Below are 14,118 nucleotides of genomic sequence, written 5' to 3' on the forward strand. Positions count from 1 at the left end.
AAGGAGTGCGCATGTCCCTTTCGTCCGTGCTGGCCACACTCGTCGCCGTTCTGGTCCTGGCGAACATCGTGCTGGTCCTCCGCTTGACGGACCGTTGTGCGGACGATCGCAAGGAGCACGGCGGGGAGGGCGCGAGCGGGGTCGCCGCGCCCCCGGCGTCGGCCCTCGCTGAGCCCGGGACCGTGGCGCCGGATCGGCGAACCTGATAGACAAGGCGTAGACGGCCGCCCGGGAGACCTCCCAGTTCCCGGGCGGCTGTCACCATTTCTCCGCCGACTGCCGCGCCGACTTCTGCGCCGACGCGGCCGGGGTGATCAGTCCCCGGGCTGAGCCAGCCGGTGCTGCCCCTGGGCGGGCTGCGTCGTCGGGACCACGGCGTCCGACTGGAAAGCAGCACCCTGAGCCGGCCGGTCGGGGTGCGCCAGCGACATGATCCAGGTCTGGCCGTCGGCGCCCGTGACCAGGAACTGCGCGTCGGTCCCGACGAACACGCCGTCCACCGGCGTGGTCACCGGGGCCGGCAGCCGCAGGGCGGGGAGGGCGGGCGCGCCGGGCGCGGTCTTCACCGGCACGAATCCCTGCGCGGCGGTGAACGTGAACGCGGCGACGACGCCGGTGCCGTCCGCCGACACCAGCTGGTCGATCCCGTCGGAGCCCGGAACGGCCTCGATCGCCACCGCTCCGGCGAGCGTCGGGTTCTGCGGCAGCGCCTTCAGCACGGCGGTGAAGGCGGGCTTCACCGCGGCTGCGGCGGCCGGTGCTCCCGCGGCCGGCGCCCCGGCGGCTGCCGCCTCCGCGTCCGGCACGACCGCGTGGTCGGCGCCGGGACCGGCCAGGGGCGTGCTGCCGGAACCCGGAAGGGTCGTGGACCCCGCCCCGGGCAGCGAACCGGCCGGAGACGTCGTCGCGGTGGGCGGCGTCGGCGTGGCGGGCGCGGCGGGGGTCCCCGCCGGCGGAACCGAGAGCGTGATCAGCTGCGCGTGCCCGGCCGCATCGATCCCGACCAGGTCCTCATGCCCGGCCTGGGTGAACGCCCCGGCGGCCAGCCGCGTGAAGGTGTTCCACTGCGGCCCGCTGACAGCACCCTGATCCACGGCCTTGCCGGTGGCGTCGAAGCCGTACAGGTGCGCGGTGCCGTCCTTCTTCACCGCGAGCAGCTGCACCGCGCCGGCCGGGCCCGTGAAGTGCCCGGCGACGAGCGCGGTGACGTCGGCGAAGCCGTTCGCGACCGGCACCGGGACGCCGAACGTCCCGTCGGCGATCCACGGGTACCGCAGCAGCCGGCCGGTAGCGTCGACCGCGACCAGGTCGGCGTGCCCGGCGGTGGCCGAGGGCAGCACGGCCCGGGGTCCGGTGGCCGCGCCGGTGACGGTCACGATCACCGGCCCCCACGTCACTGTCCTGCCCTCGCGGTTCGTCACCGTGACCTTGATCTGGTGCTGGCCGGCGGTCAGGGTCGTGGTGTCCAGGTTCAGCTGGTTGCTGGTGGTCATCGGCTGCGCCATGGCCACGCCGTCCAGCGTCAGCGTCTCCGTGGCCAGGTCCGAGGCCGGGGCCGCGCCGATGCCCAGCGGCACCGTGCCGGACAGCAGCGGTGCGTTCGGGGCGGCGACGGCGACGGTCAGCTGGTGGTTCGTGACGTTGATGGTGACCGGGGCCGACAGCTGCGAGATCGCGCCGTCGTCGGCCATCGCCTGGGTGGTGATCACGTGCGGGCCGTCGGTCAGCGTCGTGGTGTCCAGCGGCAGCAGCGCGCCGCCGGGGGCGTTGTCGATGGCCTGCGCGGACTTGCCGTCGATCCAGTACTGCATGCGGACCGCGGGGTGGGCCGGGTCGGCGTCCGCCGAGCGCACCGTGATGGTTCCGGAGGCCAGGCCGTTCACGGTGTTCGTGCTCGCGGTCGGGGCCGGCGGCGCCGGGTTGATCGCGGTGTCCGGGGGCTGGTAGCCGCTCAGGTCGTAGCCGCCGGTGACGCCGTTCTTCGGCATCTTCCAGCCGGGGTTGTTCGGGTTGACCGCGCCCAGGCGCCAGAACTGCGCGGCCGCCGGCGGGGTCCAGTCGTGCACGCCGACCAGTTCCTTGATGAGCGGCTCGCCGACCCAGTTCGAGTCCACGACGGTGTACGTGCCGTCGCCGTGGTTGCTCAGCACGATCGCGGTGTGCAGCGGGTTGGAGTCGTCGTGGTCGCCGATCTGGATGATGTCGCCCTCGACGGCGGCGGCGGGCGCCACCGGCACCGCGCCGGCCGAGCTGAACCCGACCTGGTAGTTCCCGCCCGGGTCGACCGGCCAGATCTTTCCGCCGCTGGCCAGCGAGACCACGCAGTCCACGAACTCGCGGCACTGGCCAGAGCGGAAGCGGTTGGCGTCCACGCAGGCCTGGCCGCCCCAGCGGCCGACGTAGGCCAGCGCGGTGGTGGCGATCAGCGAGTTGTCGAACTGGCCCGCGCCCGCCGGCGGATGCGTGGGCACTGGCACCGGGTCCGGCGGCGGGATGTAGGGCGCCGGGTTCGGAGCCGGCGGGGCCGGCTGGACCGGCGAGCCCTTGGGGGACGCCGGCGTCGGCGGTACCTGCGCCGGCGGGGCCGGCTTCGTCGTCGGCGGCGCGGTCGGCGTGGGCGGCGGCTGGGTCGGGTCCGGCGTCGGGGTCGGTGCGGACGACGAGGGAGGCGTCGTGGGCGGCGTCGTCGGGGTTGTCGGGGTCGTCGGAGTCGGCGTCGGGGTGGGAGTCGGGGTCGGCGTCGGCGTCGGAGTGGGGGTCGGCGTGGGCGTCGGCGTCGTGCTCGTGGTGGCCGACGTCGGATCCGGCTGGCTCGACGACGTCGACGGAGCAGCCACGGGCGACTGACCACCGGACGGGGCCGTGTCGGCCTGTGCGCTGACGGTGGCCGCCATCGAGGCCGCGCTGACCATGGTGGACACCGCCACCCCGGCTATGAGGCGGCGGCGGACTCGTCGGGCCCTGGCATTCTTCGACATGACCAAAATTTCTACCAGCTGTGGGGCGACAATACGACGTACAAGTAGGGTCCAAGGCGTATCGGGACAATGACAGGCGTCCCGGAGCTGAAAAGTCGCGGCCTGTCAAGGCCCGATCGCCCCACTTTTCCCCGAGAGCCGGTTCAGAGATAACTCCGCTAGGCTCTCGCAGGTGGTTGACGAACATCAGGCCTCGAAGATCGGCGGATTTCCTGAGTCCGCCGTGACCTCGGCGGACGGCGTCGAGAGCATCGACGCCACGCTGATCCCCGGCTGGCTCCCGCCGGAACTGGACACGACGAAAGCCCACACCGCGCGCATCTACGAGTACCTGCTGGGCGGAATGCACTACTTCGACGTGGACCGCGAGGCCGCCGAGACCGCGTTGCGGCACGTGCCGCAGGCCCGCGAGATCCTTCAGGAGAACCGCGCCTTCCTCAACCGCGCGACCCGGTTCCTGGCCGCCTCCGGCGTCACCCAGTTCCTCGACCTCGGCAGCGGCCTGCCCGGCACCGACAACATCGGCGACGTGGCGCGGCGGGCGCATCCGGAGGCGCGCATCGTGTTCGTGGACTACGACCCGATGGTCGCCGTGCACGGCCGGGCCCTGGTGGCCGCCGCCGACCCGGCGCACACCGCGGTGGTGGAGGCCGATGTCCGCCGCCCGGCCGAGGTGCTGGCCGACCCGGAGCTGCGCCGGGTGCTGGACCTGGAGCAGCCGGTGGCGATCGTGATGAACTCGCTGCTGCACTTCATCGCGCCGGAGGAGGGCCCGCACGGCATCGTGGCGGAGTTCCTGGCCGCGGTCCCGGCCGGCAGCGCGCTGGTGGTCTCGCACATCACCGACGGCGGCCGTCCGGTGCAGGCCGAGGCGGCGGTGCGGGCCTGGGACCAGGCGACGTCGAAGATGTACATGCGCGACGAGGCGGAGATCAGGGCCCTGTTCGCCGGGACCGAGATCATCGAGCCCGGGATCGTGCCGCGGCCGTTGTGGCGGCCGGACGGCGAGCTGCGCGAGGACTGGGAGGAGATCTGGGGGCTGGTCGGGGTGGGGATCAAGCGCTGAGCTCGGTCGGCGAGTTCGGCGGGGTCGGCCAGTTCGGTGAGTTCGGCACTGAGTGGCCGGTGCTTAACGCTCAGAACGTGGCGGCGGCCTGTGGGTTCAGCTCGACCAACTGGCGTCCGACCGCGGTGAGCTCGTGCCGCACGCTCTTGCCGTCCCGCGCCGTGGAGACCAGGCCCGCGTTGCGTAGCAGCGCGGCGTGCGTCGAGGCCGTCGGCGCCGATATCCCCAGCCGCCGCGCCAGTCCCGAGGTCGAGGCCGGGGCCGCCAGACTCCGCAGCACCGCCGCGCGTCCCGCGCCGAGCAGCGCCGCGAGGTGGTCGTCGGGGGCGACGTAGGACTCCTCCAGCTCCGCGGTCGGGTAGACCACGACCTGCGTGCCGTCGGCGCCGGGGCCGCAGTGGGCCCGCTGCTGGCCGAACAGGCAGGGCGCCAGGATGAGCCCCGACCCCGGGCCGTGGGGCTCCGTACGGGGCCGCCAGGTGATGTCAGAGTGCAGATTCGTGAGCATCGGCAGCGTCCCGTCCTGCTGCTGGATCTGGCGCCGGCGCATCGACACGTCGCGCTGCAGCCGCTCGGAGATCGTCGGCCAGTCCGGCATGAGCGTGGCGCGGTACAGCGCCAGCAGGCCGTCGACGACGGCGCGCAGCGAGGCGTCCTCCTGGTTGCGCAGGCCGCGGATCAGCCGGTCGGAGTCGTCGGTGCGCCTCGGCCCGGGGCCGGAATTCGCGGCCAGCCGGTAGCCCAGCAGGTGCGGGGGAGTGGCGCGCAGCCGGTCCAGCTCCTGCTCGAAGGTCGGGGTGGCGGCGCCGTCACCGTCTCCGGCGATCGCCAGCGGCAGGAACGCCGGCGCGTCCGGATGCGCGCGGTTGATCAGCGGGACCAGCCGGCCCGAGCCCAGGCTCACCTGCCGCCGGGCCCGCGGCCACCAGCGCTGCCGCCACGGCGACTGCCGGCTGCACGGACCGTCGTGCACCCCGTGGATCAGGTGCCCCAGCGGCGACAGCACGAACCGGACCCGGCCGAGGTCGCCGGTGCCGTAGTCGATGGTCTCCATCCGCTCGAACCTCCGCCTCCGCCGGTCGCTTTCAGTCGTGCACAGCAGTGCGTCCCTGTCAATGGTTTGTGTCCGGCGCGCAATCCAGTGACAGTACCGGGTCGGCGCGGGACGATCTGGACTTCCGGGATGTCGGCTGCGCCGCCCCGGAACCTGGGGGAGCGGTGAGAAACGGGGGGCGGCGTCCGGGGTCGCGAACGAGGAAGGACGCCGCACTCACCGCGCAGGGGCGCGGGGCGCGGGGCAGCATCGCGGCGGGTCGGACCCGGCCGCCGACAGGGTTGTAGGCAGCCGCCACCGTCAGGCCGTGCGGGCCCTTCATCCGGATGGACGCCGTCTTTCAGGCCACCCGGCCTGCCCCGCCGCCGCCCAGCCGGCCTTCCTCAGTTCTGTTGAGCCTTCAGATGCCGCGCACCGCGGACGAAGTCACCGTCGATGGCGGTCTTGACCGTGTAGCGCAGGGTCTGCGGCGCCGTGGCCTCCAGGGTGTCGGCGGCGTGGCCCGCCGCGCGGGTCTCCAACACCGCGGCCACCATGGTCGCGCTCTCGGCCCGGCTCAGGGCTTCCTGCTCGCGGCACAGCAGGGCGGCGGCGTAGTACACCACGGCCCCGGGGTGGGTGATCGGGTGCTCCAGCCGGTAGGCGATCTGTTCGGCGAGCCGGCCCAGGGGCTCGGACGGATAGCGCTCGGCCAGGTGGCGGCACAGTTTGGCCGCGCTGACCAGGTCCTCGGCGCTGACCGTGGTGGTCGGCCGGAGCCGTTCGTCGTCGTCGGCCGGCAGCATGACCGCCAGTTGGTGGGCGAAGTCGTCGCGGTGGATGCGCCGGTCGGCGTAGCCGTAGCGTCCCGCGGTGAGGACCTCGATACCGGTCATCTCAAATCTCCCGTTCCTCGCGCTTATGGAGATGCCTCCATCATCGCGCCGCGCCGCGAACGGCGCTCTGGTGTGGCTGCCATGGCCTCGCCTTCCCGTATGGGGCATTTCCCTCAACAATGGCTAGGCTGGAGCGAGTACTCCTCGTCACCCCTCGCTAGTCCTCGGTATCCCTCGTAACGAACCCACAACCTTTCGCTTGACGCTCACGCCTGGTTCACCGGCGTGGCGGATCGTCGGAAACCATGTGCACAGATGGCTATTGCGAGCACAACGTCGCACCGCTGCCCGAGTCGGCCGACTCCGCCGCCTCCGGCCTGTCCCGCCGAGGCGTCCTGACGGTCGGCGCCGCGACCGCGGCGCTCACCCTGGGCCCCATGACCTTCGCCCACGCCGCCGACAGCACTGGCAGCGCCGGTAGTGCGGGCGGCTCCGGCGCCACCCCCGCCGATGGCACCCAGGTCACCCAGACCCTCACCGGCCACCTCGACACCGGCGTCGCCGACTTCGTCTACCTGCCGGTCGTGATCCCGGCCGGGGTGAAGCAGATCGACGTCAGCTACTCCTACGACCACCCCACCGTCGTCTCCGGCGACAAGACCAACTCCTGCGACATCGGCGTGTTCGACGAGCGCGGCATCGCGCTGGGCGGCCCCGGTTTCCGCGGCTGGTCCGGCGGCTTCCGCACCTCGTTCTCGATCAACGCCACCGAGGCCACCCCGGGCTACCTGCCCGGCCCGGTCAACAAGGGCACCTGGCACATCGCCCTGGGCCCCTACCAGGTGGCGCAGCAGGGCATGAACTACCAGGTCCAGGTGACCCTGACCTACGGCGAGCCCGGCACCCCGTTCGTCCCGAACTACCCGCCGACCCGCGCCAAGGGCCGCGGCCGGGCCTGGTACCGCGGCGACTGCCACCTGCACACCGTCTACTCCGATGGCAAGCGGCTGCCCGGCGAGGTCGCCGCCGGTGCCCGCGCGGCCAATCTGGACTTCATGGTCTCCACCGACCACAACACCTCGGCCTCGCACGGCGTCTGGGGCCAGTACGCCGGCCCGGACCTGCTGATCATCCCCGGCGAGGAGATCACCACCCGCAACGGCCACTGGGTCGCGATGGGCCTGCCGGCCGGCGAGTGGATCGACTGGCGCTACCGCAACCGCGACGACGCCTTCCCGCGCTTCGCCCGCGAGGTGCGCAAGCACGGCGGCCTGGTCGCCCCGGCGCACATGTACTGCGCCTACGTCGCCTGCCAGTGGAAGTTCGGGTTCGAGGACGCCGACGTCACGGAGGTCTGGACCGGCCCCTGGACCTACGACGACGAGCACGCCGTGAGCACCTGGGACCAGAAGCTCGGCGAGGCGGTCCGCTCCGGCGAGCGCTGGCTGCCGGCCGTGGGCAACAGCGACGCGCACAGCGTCCCGCAGGTGATCGGCCTGCCGCACAACGTCGTCCACGCCGAGGACCTGCGCACCGACGCGCTGATGGACGGCCTGCGCGCCGGCCGCAACTGGATCGCCGAATCCAGCGCGATCTCCGTGGACTTCACCGTCACCGGCGCCGGCAAGCAGGCCGGCATCGGCGAGACGCTCAAGGTGCCGACGACGGCCCCGGTGGACGTCCGGCTGGAGGCGCACGGCGTCCCCAACGGCACCGTCCGCCTGATCACCGACGAGGGCCAGATGTTCCAGCAGTCGCTGGACGCCAACGGCGACGGCGTCGTCGTCTGGCGCACCACGCCCTCGCTGGCCGCCTACGTCCGCGCCGAGATCCGCCACCCGATGCCCGACGGCACGCCCGGCCAGGGCAACACGATGGGCGACGCGTTGCTGTTCGGCCCGATGGCCGCGCTGACGAACCCGGTGTTCCTGAAGGGGACCCGCGGTCAGAGCTGATGCGACCCCACGTCGGCGGTGACAGTCCGCAGCGTGTCGCCGCCGACACCCATCAAAGTCTTTACATTGGGCCGAATCAAGCGCCGAATCAAGCACTGAACCGTGCGCCGAAGCCGCGGCCGCACCGTCAAAACCTAGTCAAAACTGCTTTCCCCGGCCCTGTTGAAGGAACCTCGCTGGTGATCACGGCGTCCTAACCCATGAGGGATGTTTAGAACGACAGCGAAGGGACACAGAGCGCGCACACCAAGTGAGATCGGGGTGGAGCCCGGGTGAACTGTGTTGCACCGACCGTGAAGAACAACAGGTCGGTGCCCGCGGCGCCGGATCCGGCCCGGCGCGGGCGGGGGCGATTGTGTCAAGCTGTAGGCAGCGATACGGGTTGATGGGACGGTGTGGCCTTGCTGGGGCGTGGACGAGGGACGGACCCGCAGTGGATCACCCAGGAGTTCGCGAAGGCGGAGGACCTGGCTGCGGTGGGTCAGCAGGAGCGGGCTCGCGATCGTTACGCGCGCCTGGCCCGCCGTCTGGCGTCCGCCCCTGAGGACATGCAGCACTACCGCGGCCTCGCCCTGCTCGGCGAGGCCGAGACCATCCTGGCGATGGGCATCTTCACCGACGCCATGGCGCGCTTCCGCGAGGCCTACCCGCTGCTGCCCGAACCCTTCCGCCAGCTGCCGCGCTGGCTGGTCCGGCAGTTCGCCGAGGAGCGGCTGCGCGCCGAGGACGGCGACCTCAAGCCGATCATCGACTTCCTGAAGGCGATCACCTACGGCCTGGAGCCGGGCGACGAGGACACCGCGATCCGCACCGTCATGTGGCTGCAGAAGGCCTGCACCACCGGCCCCACCGCGCAGCGCGAGGCCACGGCGCGCGCCGCGCTGGCCGCGCTGCCCGGCGTGGACTGGCCGGTGCTGGCGCTGACCACGATGATGCGCCGCGACGGCCGGGTCAAGGAGGCCGAGGACCTGCTGGCCGCCGCCGTACCCGGCGGCAGCGGCGAGCTGTGGTTCCGCTGGGGCATCCAGCTCAGCACCCTGCTCCGCTACGACGACGCGATCTCCGCCTACGACGAGGCCTTCCGCCGCGGCACCGGCCCGGCCTCGCCGTGGTCGCGCGGGGCGTGGCTGCGTCCCGAGGCGCTGCTGTTCCGGGGCCTGGCGCACCAGCAGATGGGCCGCACCGACCAGGCCGAGACCGACCTGCGCACCGCCTCCCAGTACGCGCCGCAGGATCCGCGCATCCACTACTCGCTCGGCCGCCTGGCCGTGCAGCTCGGCGCGGACGACCTGGCGTGGAACCACTTCAGCAACTCCCTGGCCGTCGAGGCCGCGTTCGCTCCGGCACGCCTGGGGCTGGCGCTGCTGCGCGAGCAGTCCGGCCGGCCGGCCGAGGCGATCGCGCATTACCAGGCGGCGCTGAGGCATGACGCGCATTCGCATGCCGCGCGTATTCGGCTCGGTGCCGTACTGCTGGCCGCCGGCCGCGGCAAGGAGGCCCAGGGCGTGCTGGAGCCGGTGTCCGGGCAGTCGTCCTACTGGGGCGGCATGGCCACCTTCCACTACGGACTGGCCCAGCTGCGCGCCAACAACCCGGCCGCCGCCATCGACACCTGGGACCGCCTGGGCACCACCGAACTGCGGGACTGGACGGCCGTGGCCCGCGACCGGGAGGCGCGCAAGCGCCTCGGCAGCGACCCGACGGCCGCGCGGCTCCAGTGGCAGATCGCGTATTTGGACTCCCCGGACGTCATCGAGCACCGAATAGCGCTGCGGGAAGCCGCGCTGCGCGAGGCCGCGTGGATGCTGATGGCCGGCCGGGAGATTCCCGACAACCGGGAGAAAGCGGCTGTCGCGCTCGACCTGGCCGCCTCGCTGCCGGTCTCCGATCGCGTGGACGGCCTGCGCGGCCGCCAGAACCGGCTGCGCGCCCTGGTCGACCTGGCCGGCGGCGCCACGGCCGACCTGGAGACGTTCCTCGACGTCCACGGCCGCATGCGCGACCGCTGCCACCTGGCCGTCGCCGCTCTGCTCGACGACCGCTTCGACGACGCCGAGACGTTGCTCGCCGAACTGCCCGACGACCCCGACTGCGACCCCGCGGTCGCCCGGGCCCGCGCGCTCTACGCCGAGCGGACCGGGCACTGGTACGACGCCGTGCGGTGGTACCAGCGCTTCCTGAGCAACGACGTCGCCGGCGGCTCGGCCGCACCGGAAGTCGAGGCCGGGGCCGACACGGACTCCGACCCCGACGCCTACGTCCTCAAGGACGACGACACCCAGGGCCTGGACATCCAGGAGATCGCCAACGCCGGACCGCTGGTCGCCGCCCAACGGCTGGCCGCGGAAGCCGACCCCGACGAGGAGGAGCCACCGCTGCCGTGCGTGGCCGTGGCCGACGTCGAATGCGGCAAGGACGCCGTCGGCTCCTGCGCCGGCTGCGGACGCGAAGGCTGCCGGACCCACCTGTTCCGCCCCGCGGGCATCAGCTCCTACCGCTGCGAGCGCTGCGCGGGACCGGCGTTGCAGTCGCTGCTGTACGCGGCCCGCAAGGCCGGCGTCCCCGACGAGGCCGAGCGCACCCTGACCTCCTGGGCCGACGCCCTGGGAAGCAGCGCCCTGACCCGCCCGCTGCGCCGCCAGCTCGCCCTCATGCGCGCCGAGGCCGGCGACCTGGACGGCGCGCTGAGCCGACTGCCCGCCGACGCCGAGACCGAAGGCGTCGAGCTGCTGATCCGGCGCGCCGCCGCAGCGATCGAGCACGGCGAGCCCTACCAGGCCCTCGGCGACCTGCGGCACGCGCTGCGGATCCAGCCGGACCAGCCGGAGGCGCTGGCGGCGCTGGAAGCGCTGTCGGAGTACTCCGCGCGGCAGCACGCCGAAGAAGGACGTCATGAAGAGGCGTTCGCGGGGTATCTCGCGTTGGTGCGCGAGGACCCGACGAACGCCCGGCTGCTGCACGCGCTCGGGCTGTCGGCGTACCAGCTGGCGCGGTCCTCCGGCGCCGACGAGCACTGGATGTGGACCATCGGCTGCCTGGTCACGGCGCTGTACGCGCCGGACTTCTGGGTCCAGGTCGTCGGGGTCGCCGACGTCGAGGCCGACCGCGAGCAGATCGTGCGGACCCGGCGCGCGCTGGTGGACGAGCTGAAGAACGACCTGCGGTTCGCGGACCTGTCGGCCTATCGGGGCGGCGACGAGGTGGACGCGTGGTCGGTGCGGCTGGGGATGGACGTGTTTGCCTGCGAGGCGGATCCGGAGACAAGCCCGACGCTGGAGACGTTGCTGCGTCAGCAGCCTGAGACGCCGGCGCTGGCGGAGTGGCGCGAGCTCGCGGACGCGATGCACGCGGTGGATCCGGACGCCGCCGAGGACGACGAGTCGGTGCGGGTCGCCGCGCTGTACGGGCCCTTGGGGCCGCAACACTTCCTGTACGAGGACGGCAAGTACCAGGCGGCGATAGCGGCCCTGGACACCGTCCCGGAGGGGGAGCGCGACGAGGCGTGGACGGCTCTGCTGCGCAAGACACTGGTCATGCGGGGTATGGAGCTGCACCTGGACGAGCAGTGGGCGCCGGCGCTGGAGTGCATAGCCCGGGCGGCGCTGCTGGATCCGGATCAGAAGCCCGACTCGGTGTGGGCGGAGATCGCCGCCGAGTCCGGGCTGAACGCCGCGCACGAGCTCATGCGGCTGGCCGAGGAGGGTGAGCGGCCGGTTTCGGTCGACGCCACGCCGACCGTGAACATGGCGGCGACCGGGACGGCGTTCATCGCGGACGCGACCAAGACGGTGAACATGGCGGCCGTCGGGTTGACGGGGCGGGGTACTGGTAGCGCCGGCAGTGTCGGTGGTGCTGGCGGTGCTGGCGGTGTCGGTTCCGGTGGCGCTGCCGGCGCTGGTGGCGAAGCTGCCGGTGCCGGGGCGGCTGGTGCCGACGGGGACGTGCCCGCGCCGGTCAGCGTGCTGCAGAGCGTCGTCGACGTGCTGGAGCGTGCGCTGTCCGTGGCCCCGGATGTGGCCGCGCTCCAGAACGAGCTGGCCGTCGCGCACATGCGGCGGACCGGGGAACTGCGCTCCGAACAGCAGGACCACGTGCTGGCGCTGTCCCACGCGCGGCGCGCGGTCGAGCTGATGCCGGAGGACAAGGACGCGGCGGCGCTGCTGGAGGTGGTGCTCGCCGAGCGGGCCGGTTCGCTGACGCGGCCGGGGCCGGACGGCGACCTGCTGGAGGCGGTGCAGTGGTGGCAGGAGCTCAGCGAGATCGACCCGTCGCGGGCTGACTACCACGCCGGGCTGTCGCAGGCCCTGAAGCTGCTGGCATGCTCGGCGGCCCTCGGCGATCGCCGGACCCTCGCGCTGGACCGGATGACGTGGGCCCTGCTGGCCGACCAGACCTGGACCGGCGACCCCGACGTCGAGGCCCCGCGCGAGATAGCGACCCTGCTCATCGCCGACGCGATGCACAACACCCAGCGTCCCTTCCACGATCGCGCGCACCGCCTCCGCACGGCGCTGGCGTACCGCGACACGAAGGAACTCCGGGACCTGATGATCGCGTTGTGGAAGAACGAGGCCACGTTCCAGTACGAGACGCGCCACTACGGCCTGTGCGCGGCGCTGCTGGAGGAGGCGGTCCGCCTCGGTGAGGGCGGCAGCCTCGGCGACCCCGAGGCCACCATGCTGATCCCGCGCGTCCCGCGCCCCGACGACCCCCGGTCCGGAGGCCTGCAACCCTTCCACTGGCACCGCTACCCGCGAGCCCGCGCCCTGCTGAAGCGCACCGTGGACCACTTCCCCGACGAAGACGAACTCCGAGAACTCCACGCCCGAAGCACCGCCCCCGAAGACCCCGCGAGCACCTGATGCTGCTGAACGAACCGACCCCCCACCAGACGCGCCCCGCCGCGGCCACCGCCGCCGCAGGGCCGGCCACCCGCGACCTGCCGGCCGTCGAGGTCGACGGCCGTGCGGCGCCGCCGCGCGCGAGTGCCGAGGCGGACACGGTTGCTTTCACGGCGGTGGATGCGGCCGGGGCGGGCAACGGCGCCGCGACGAGCAATGGCGCGCGCAACGGCGTGCACGTGGATCGCGATGCCGACTCGGATGAGGATGCGAGTGCCGATGGCGATGCGCGCTCGGACGGTGGGGTGAACGGCGAGGTCCCGGGGCCGCGATCGAGCGCTGAGGCGCCGACGGTCGGGACGGAAGCGGTCGACTCGGGCTCACTGTCCACCATCGCGCTGGACGTCGAGGCCGTGAAGCGGGCCCTCGCGGAGGGCCTTGAAGCCTCTGACGCGACGGCCACGGTCTCGCTGGATGTGGAGGCCGTCAAGCGGGCGACGAGTGCTGCCGAGGCCGAGGAGCCGACCGTCGCGTTCGGGCCGGTGGATCCCTCCGAGGACGAGGACGATCTCAGCACCCTCGAACTCGCTACCGACACCACTGATGCTCCGAAGGCTGACAGCGAGCTCATCGCCGCAGCCGGTACCGATGGCGAGGCCCCCGCCACTGAAAGCTCGCTCGCCGGCTCGGATCCCGCAGACTCCGCCGCGCCGGCCGCCGATGCCGCTGCCTCCGCCGCCGATGCCGATGCCGATGGCGAAACCCTCGGCGCCGAGCCCCCGGCCACCGAAAGCTCCACCGAGCTGGTGCTGTCCGCCGACGCCGACGACACCACCACCACGACCACCACCGAGCTCGACCTCGACCGCACCATGCCGACCCACATAGCCACGACCAACCTCACCGCGCCCCCGTCGAGCCAGGTCGCGGTGCCCGAGACCGCCGACGACGTCATCGCCACCATCCACGCGGCCGCGACCGCCGTGGCCGCGGCGGATCTGCGGGCCCGGCAGGCGGCGTTCGTGAAGGCCGATCCGTGGACCGGGCTCGATCTGCACCAGCCTCCGGTGCCCGCGCCGGTCGACAATGTGCTGGACCTGCTGGCGCCGGTCCTGGAGCGGCCGCTGCTGGTGGTGGAGCAGCCCGGCCTGCCCGCGGCCGCCGACGTGGTGGCGCTGCACCGGGCCGAGCTCGCGGTCGACTTCGTCGAGCCGCCGGTGGTGGCCGCCGGAGCGGAGCCGCCGATACCGCCGCGCTACGGCCCGGGGTTGTCGGTGCTGCCGCACATCGAGTTCCCGGTCTGATGGGCTCGGGCTCCCTGCCTGATCGAGTTCCCTGCCTGATCAAGTTCCCGGTCTGATCGCGGTCCCGGTCCAGGCACATCCGGACCCGGACCCGATCTCCCCACC

Annotated in this window: 9 protein-coding genes; 6 read left to right on the forward strand and 3 right to left on the reverse strand. The window is 72.7% G+C overall.

The genetic code is table 11. The features are described 5' to 3' along the window. Window positions 1–11 precede the first annotated feature (11 nt). Window positions 12–206 (forward strand): hypothetical protein, encoded by a 195-nt coding sequence (locus ABH935_RS26050; protein ID WP_370380555.1) that lies wholly within the window; start codon window positions 12–14, stop codon window positions 204–206. A 108-nt stretch (window positions 207–314) separates the two neighbouring features. Here the strand turns inward: ABH935_RS26050 and ABH935_RS26055 are convergent, their stop codons facing one another. Continuing rightward, window positions 315–2,471 carry a hypothetical protein gene (locus ABH935_RS26055; protein ID WP_370380556.1) on the reverse strand — a complete coding sequence of 719 codons (2,157 nt, stop codon included), beginning with the start codon at window positions 2,469–2,471 and terminating at the stop codon, window positions 315–317. Window positions 2,472–2,544: 73 nt separating this feature from the next. Here ABH935_RS26055 and ABH935_RS26060 point away from each other — a divergent pair, with 73 nt between their 5' ends. Both ABH935_RS26060 and ABH935_RS26065 read left to right on the forward strand, forming a co-directional pair. Next, complete coding sequence (locus ABH935_RS26060) at window positions 2,545–2,847, forward strand: hypothetical protein (RefSeq protein WP_370380557.1); 303 nt, start codon at window positions 2,545–2,547, stop codon at window positions 2,845–2,847. Between the two features lie 303 nt (window positions 2,848–3,150). Continuing rightward, entirely contained in the window at window positions 3,151–4,044 is an 894-nt protein-coding gene (locus ABH935_RS26065; protein WP_370380558.1) for an SAM-dependent methyltransferase, read from the forward strand. A 70-nt stretch (window positions 4,045–4,114) separates the two neighbouring features. Here the strand turns inward: ABH935_RS26065 and ABH935_RS26070 are convergent, their stop codons facing one another. Both ABH935_RS26070 and ABH935_RS26075 read right to left on the reverse strand, forming a co-directional pair. Beyond that, window positions 4,115–5,098: a winged helix-turn-helix domain-containing protein gene (locus ABH935_RS26070; RefSeq protein ID WP_370380559.1), complete on the reverse strand. Its 984-nt coding sequence runs from the start codon at window positions 5,096–5,098 to the stop codon at window positions 4,115–4,117. 383 nt (window positions 5,099–5,481) lie between these two features. Next, window positions 5,482–5,973, reverse strand: coding sequence for a hypothetical protein (locus tag ABH935_RS26075; protein WP_370380560.1), 492 nt, complete (start codon window positions 5,971–5,973; stop codon window positions 5,482–5,484). 245 nt (window positions 5,974–6,218) lie between these two features. Between ABH935_RS26075 and ABH935_RS26080 the strand changes: the two genes are divergently transcribed. From ABH935_RS26080 to ABH935_RS26090, 3 genes are all read left to right on the forward strand, one after another. After that, entirely contained in the window at window positions 6,219–7,868 is a 1,650-nt protein-coding gene (locus ABH935_RS26080; RefSeq protein WP_370380561.1) for a CehA/McbA family metallohydrolase, read from the forward strand. A 401-nt stretch (window positions 7,869–8,269) separates the two neighbouring features. After that, window positions 8,270–12,730, forward strand: a complete 4,461-nt coding sequence (locus ABH935_RS26085; RefSeq protein WP_370380562.1) for a tetratricopeptide repeat protein — start codon at window positions 8,270–8,272, stop codon at window positions 12,728–12,730. Next, window positions 12,730–14,013, forward strand: a complete 1,284-nt coding sequence (locus tag ABH935_RS26090; RefSeq protein ID WP_370380563.1) for a hypothetical protein — start codon at window positions 12,730–12,732, stop codon at window positions 14,011–14,013. Before ABH935_RS26085 ends, ABH935_RS26090 begins: the two co-directional genes overlap by 1 nt. Window positions 14,014–14,118 lie beyond the last annotated feature (105 nt).

The organism is Catenulispora sp. GAS73 (assembly GCF_041262085.1).
GTDB lineage: Bacteria > Actinomycetota > Actinomycetes > Streptomycetales > Catenulisporaceae > Catenulispora.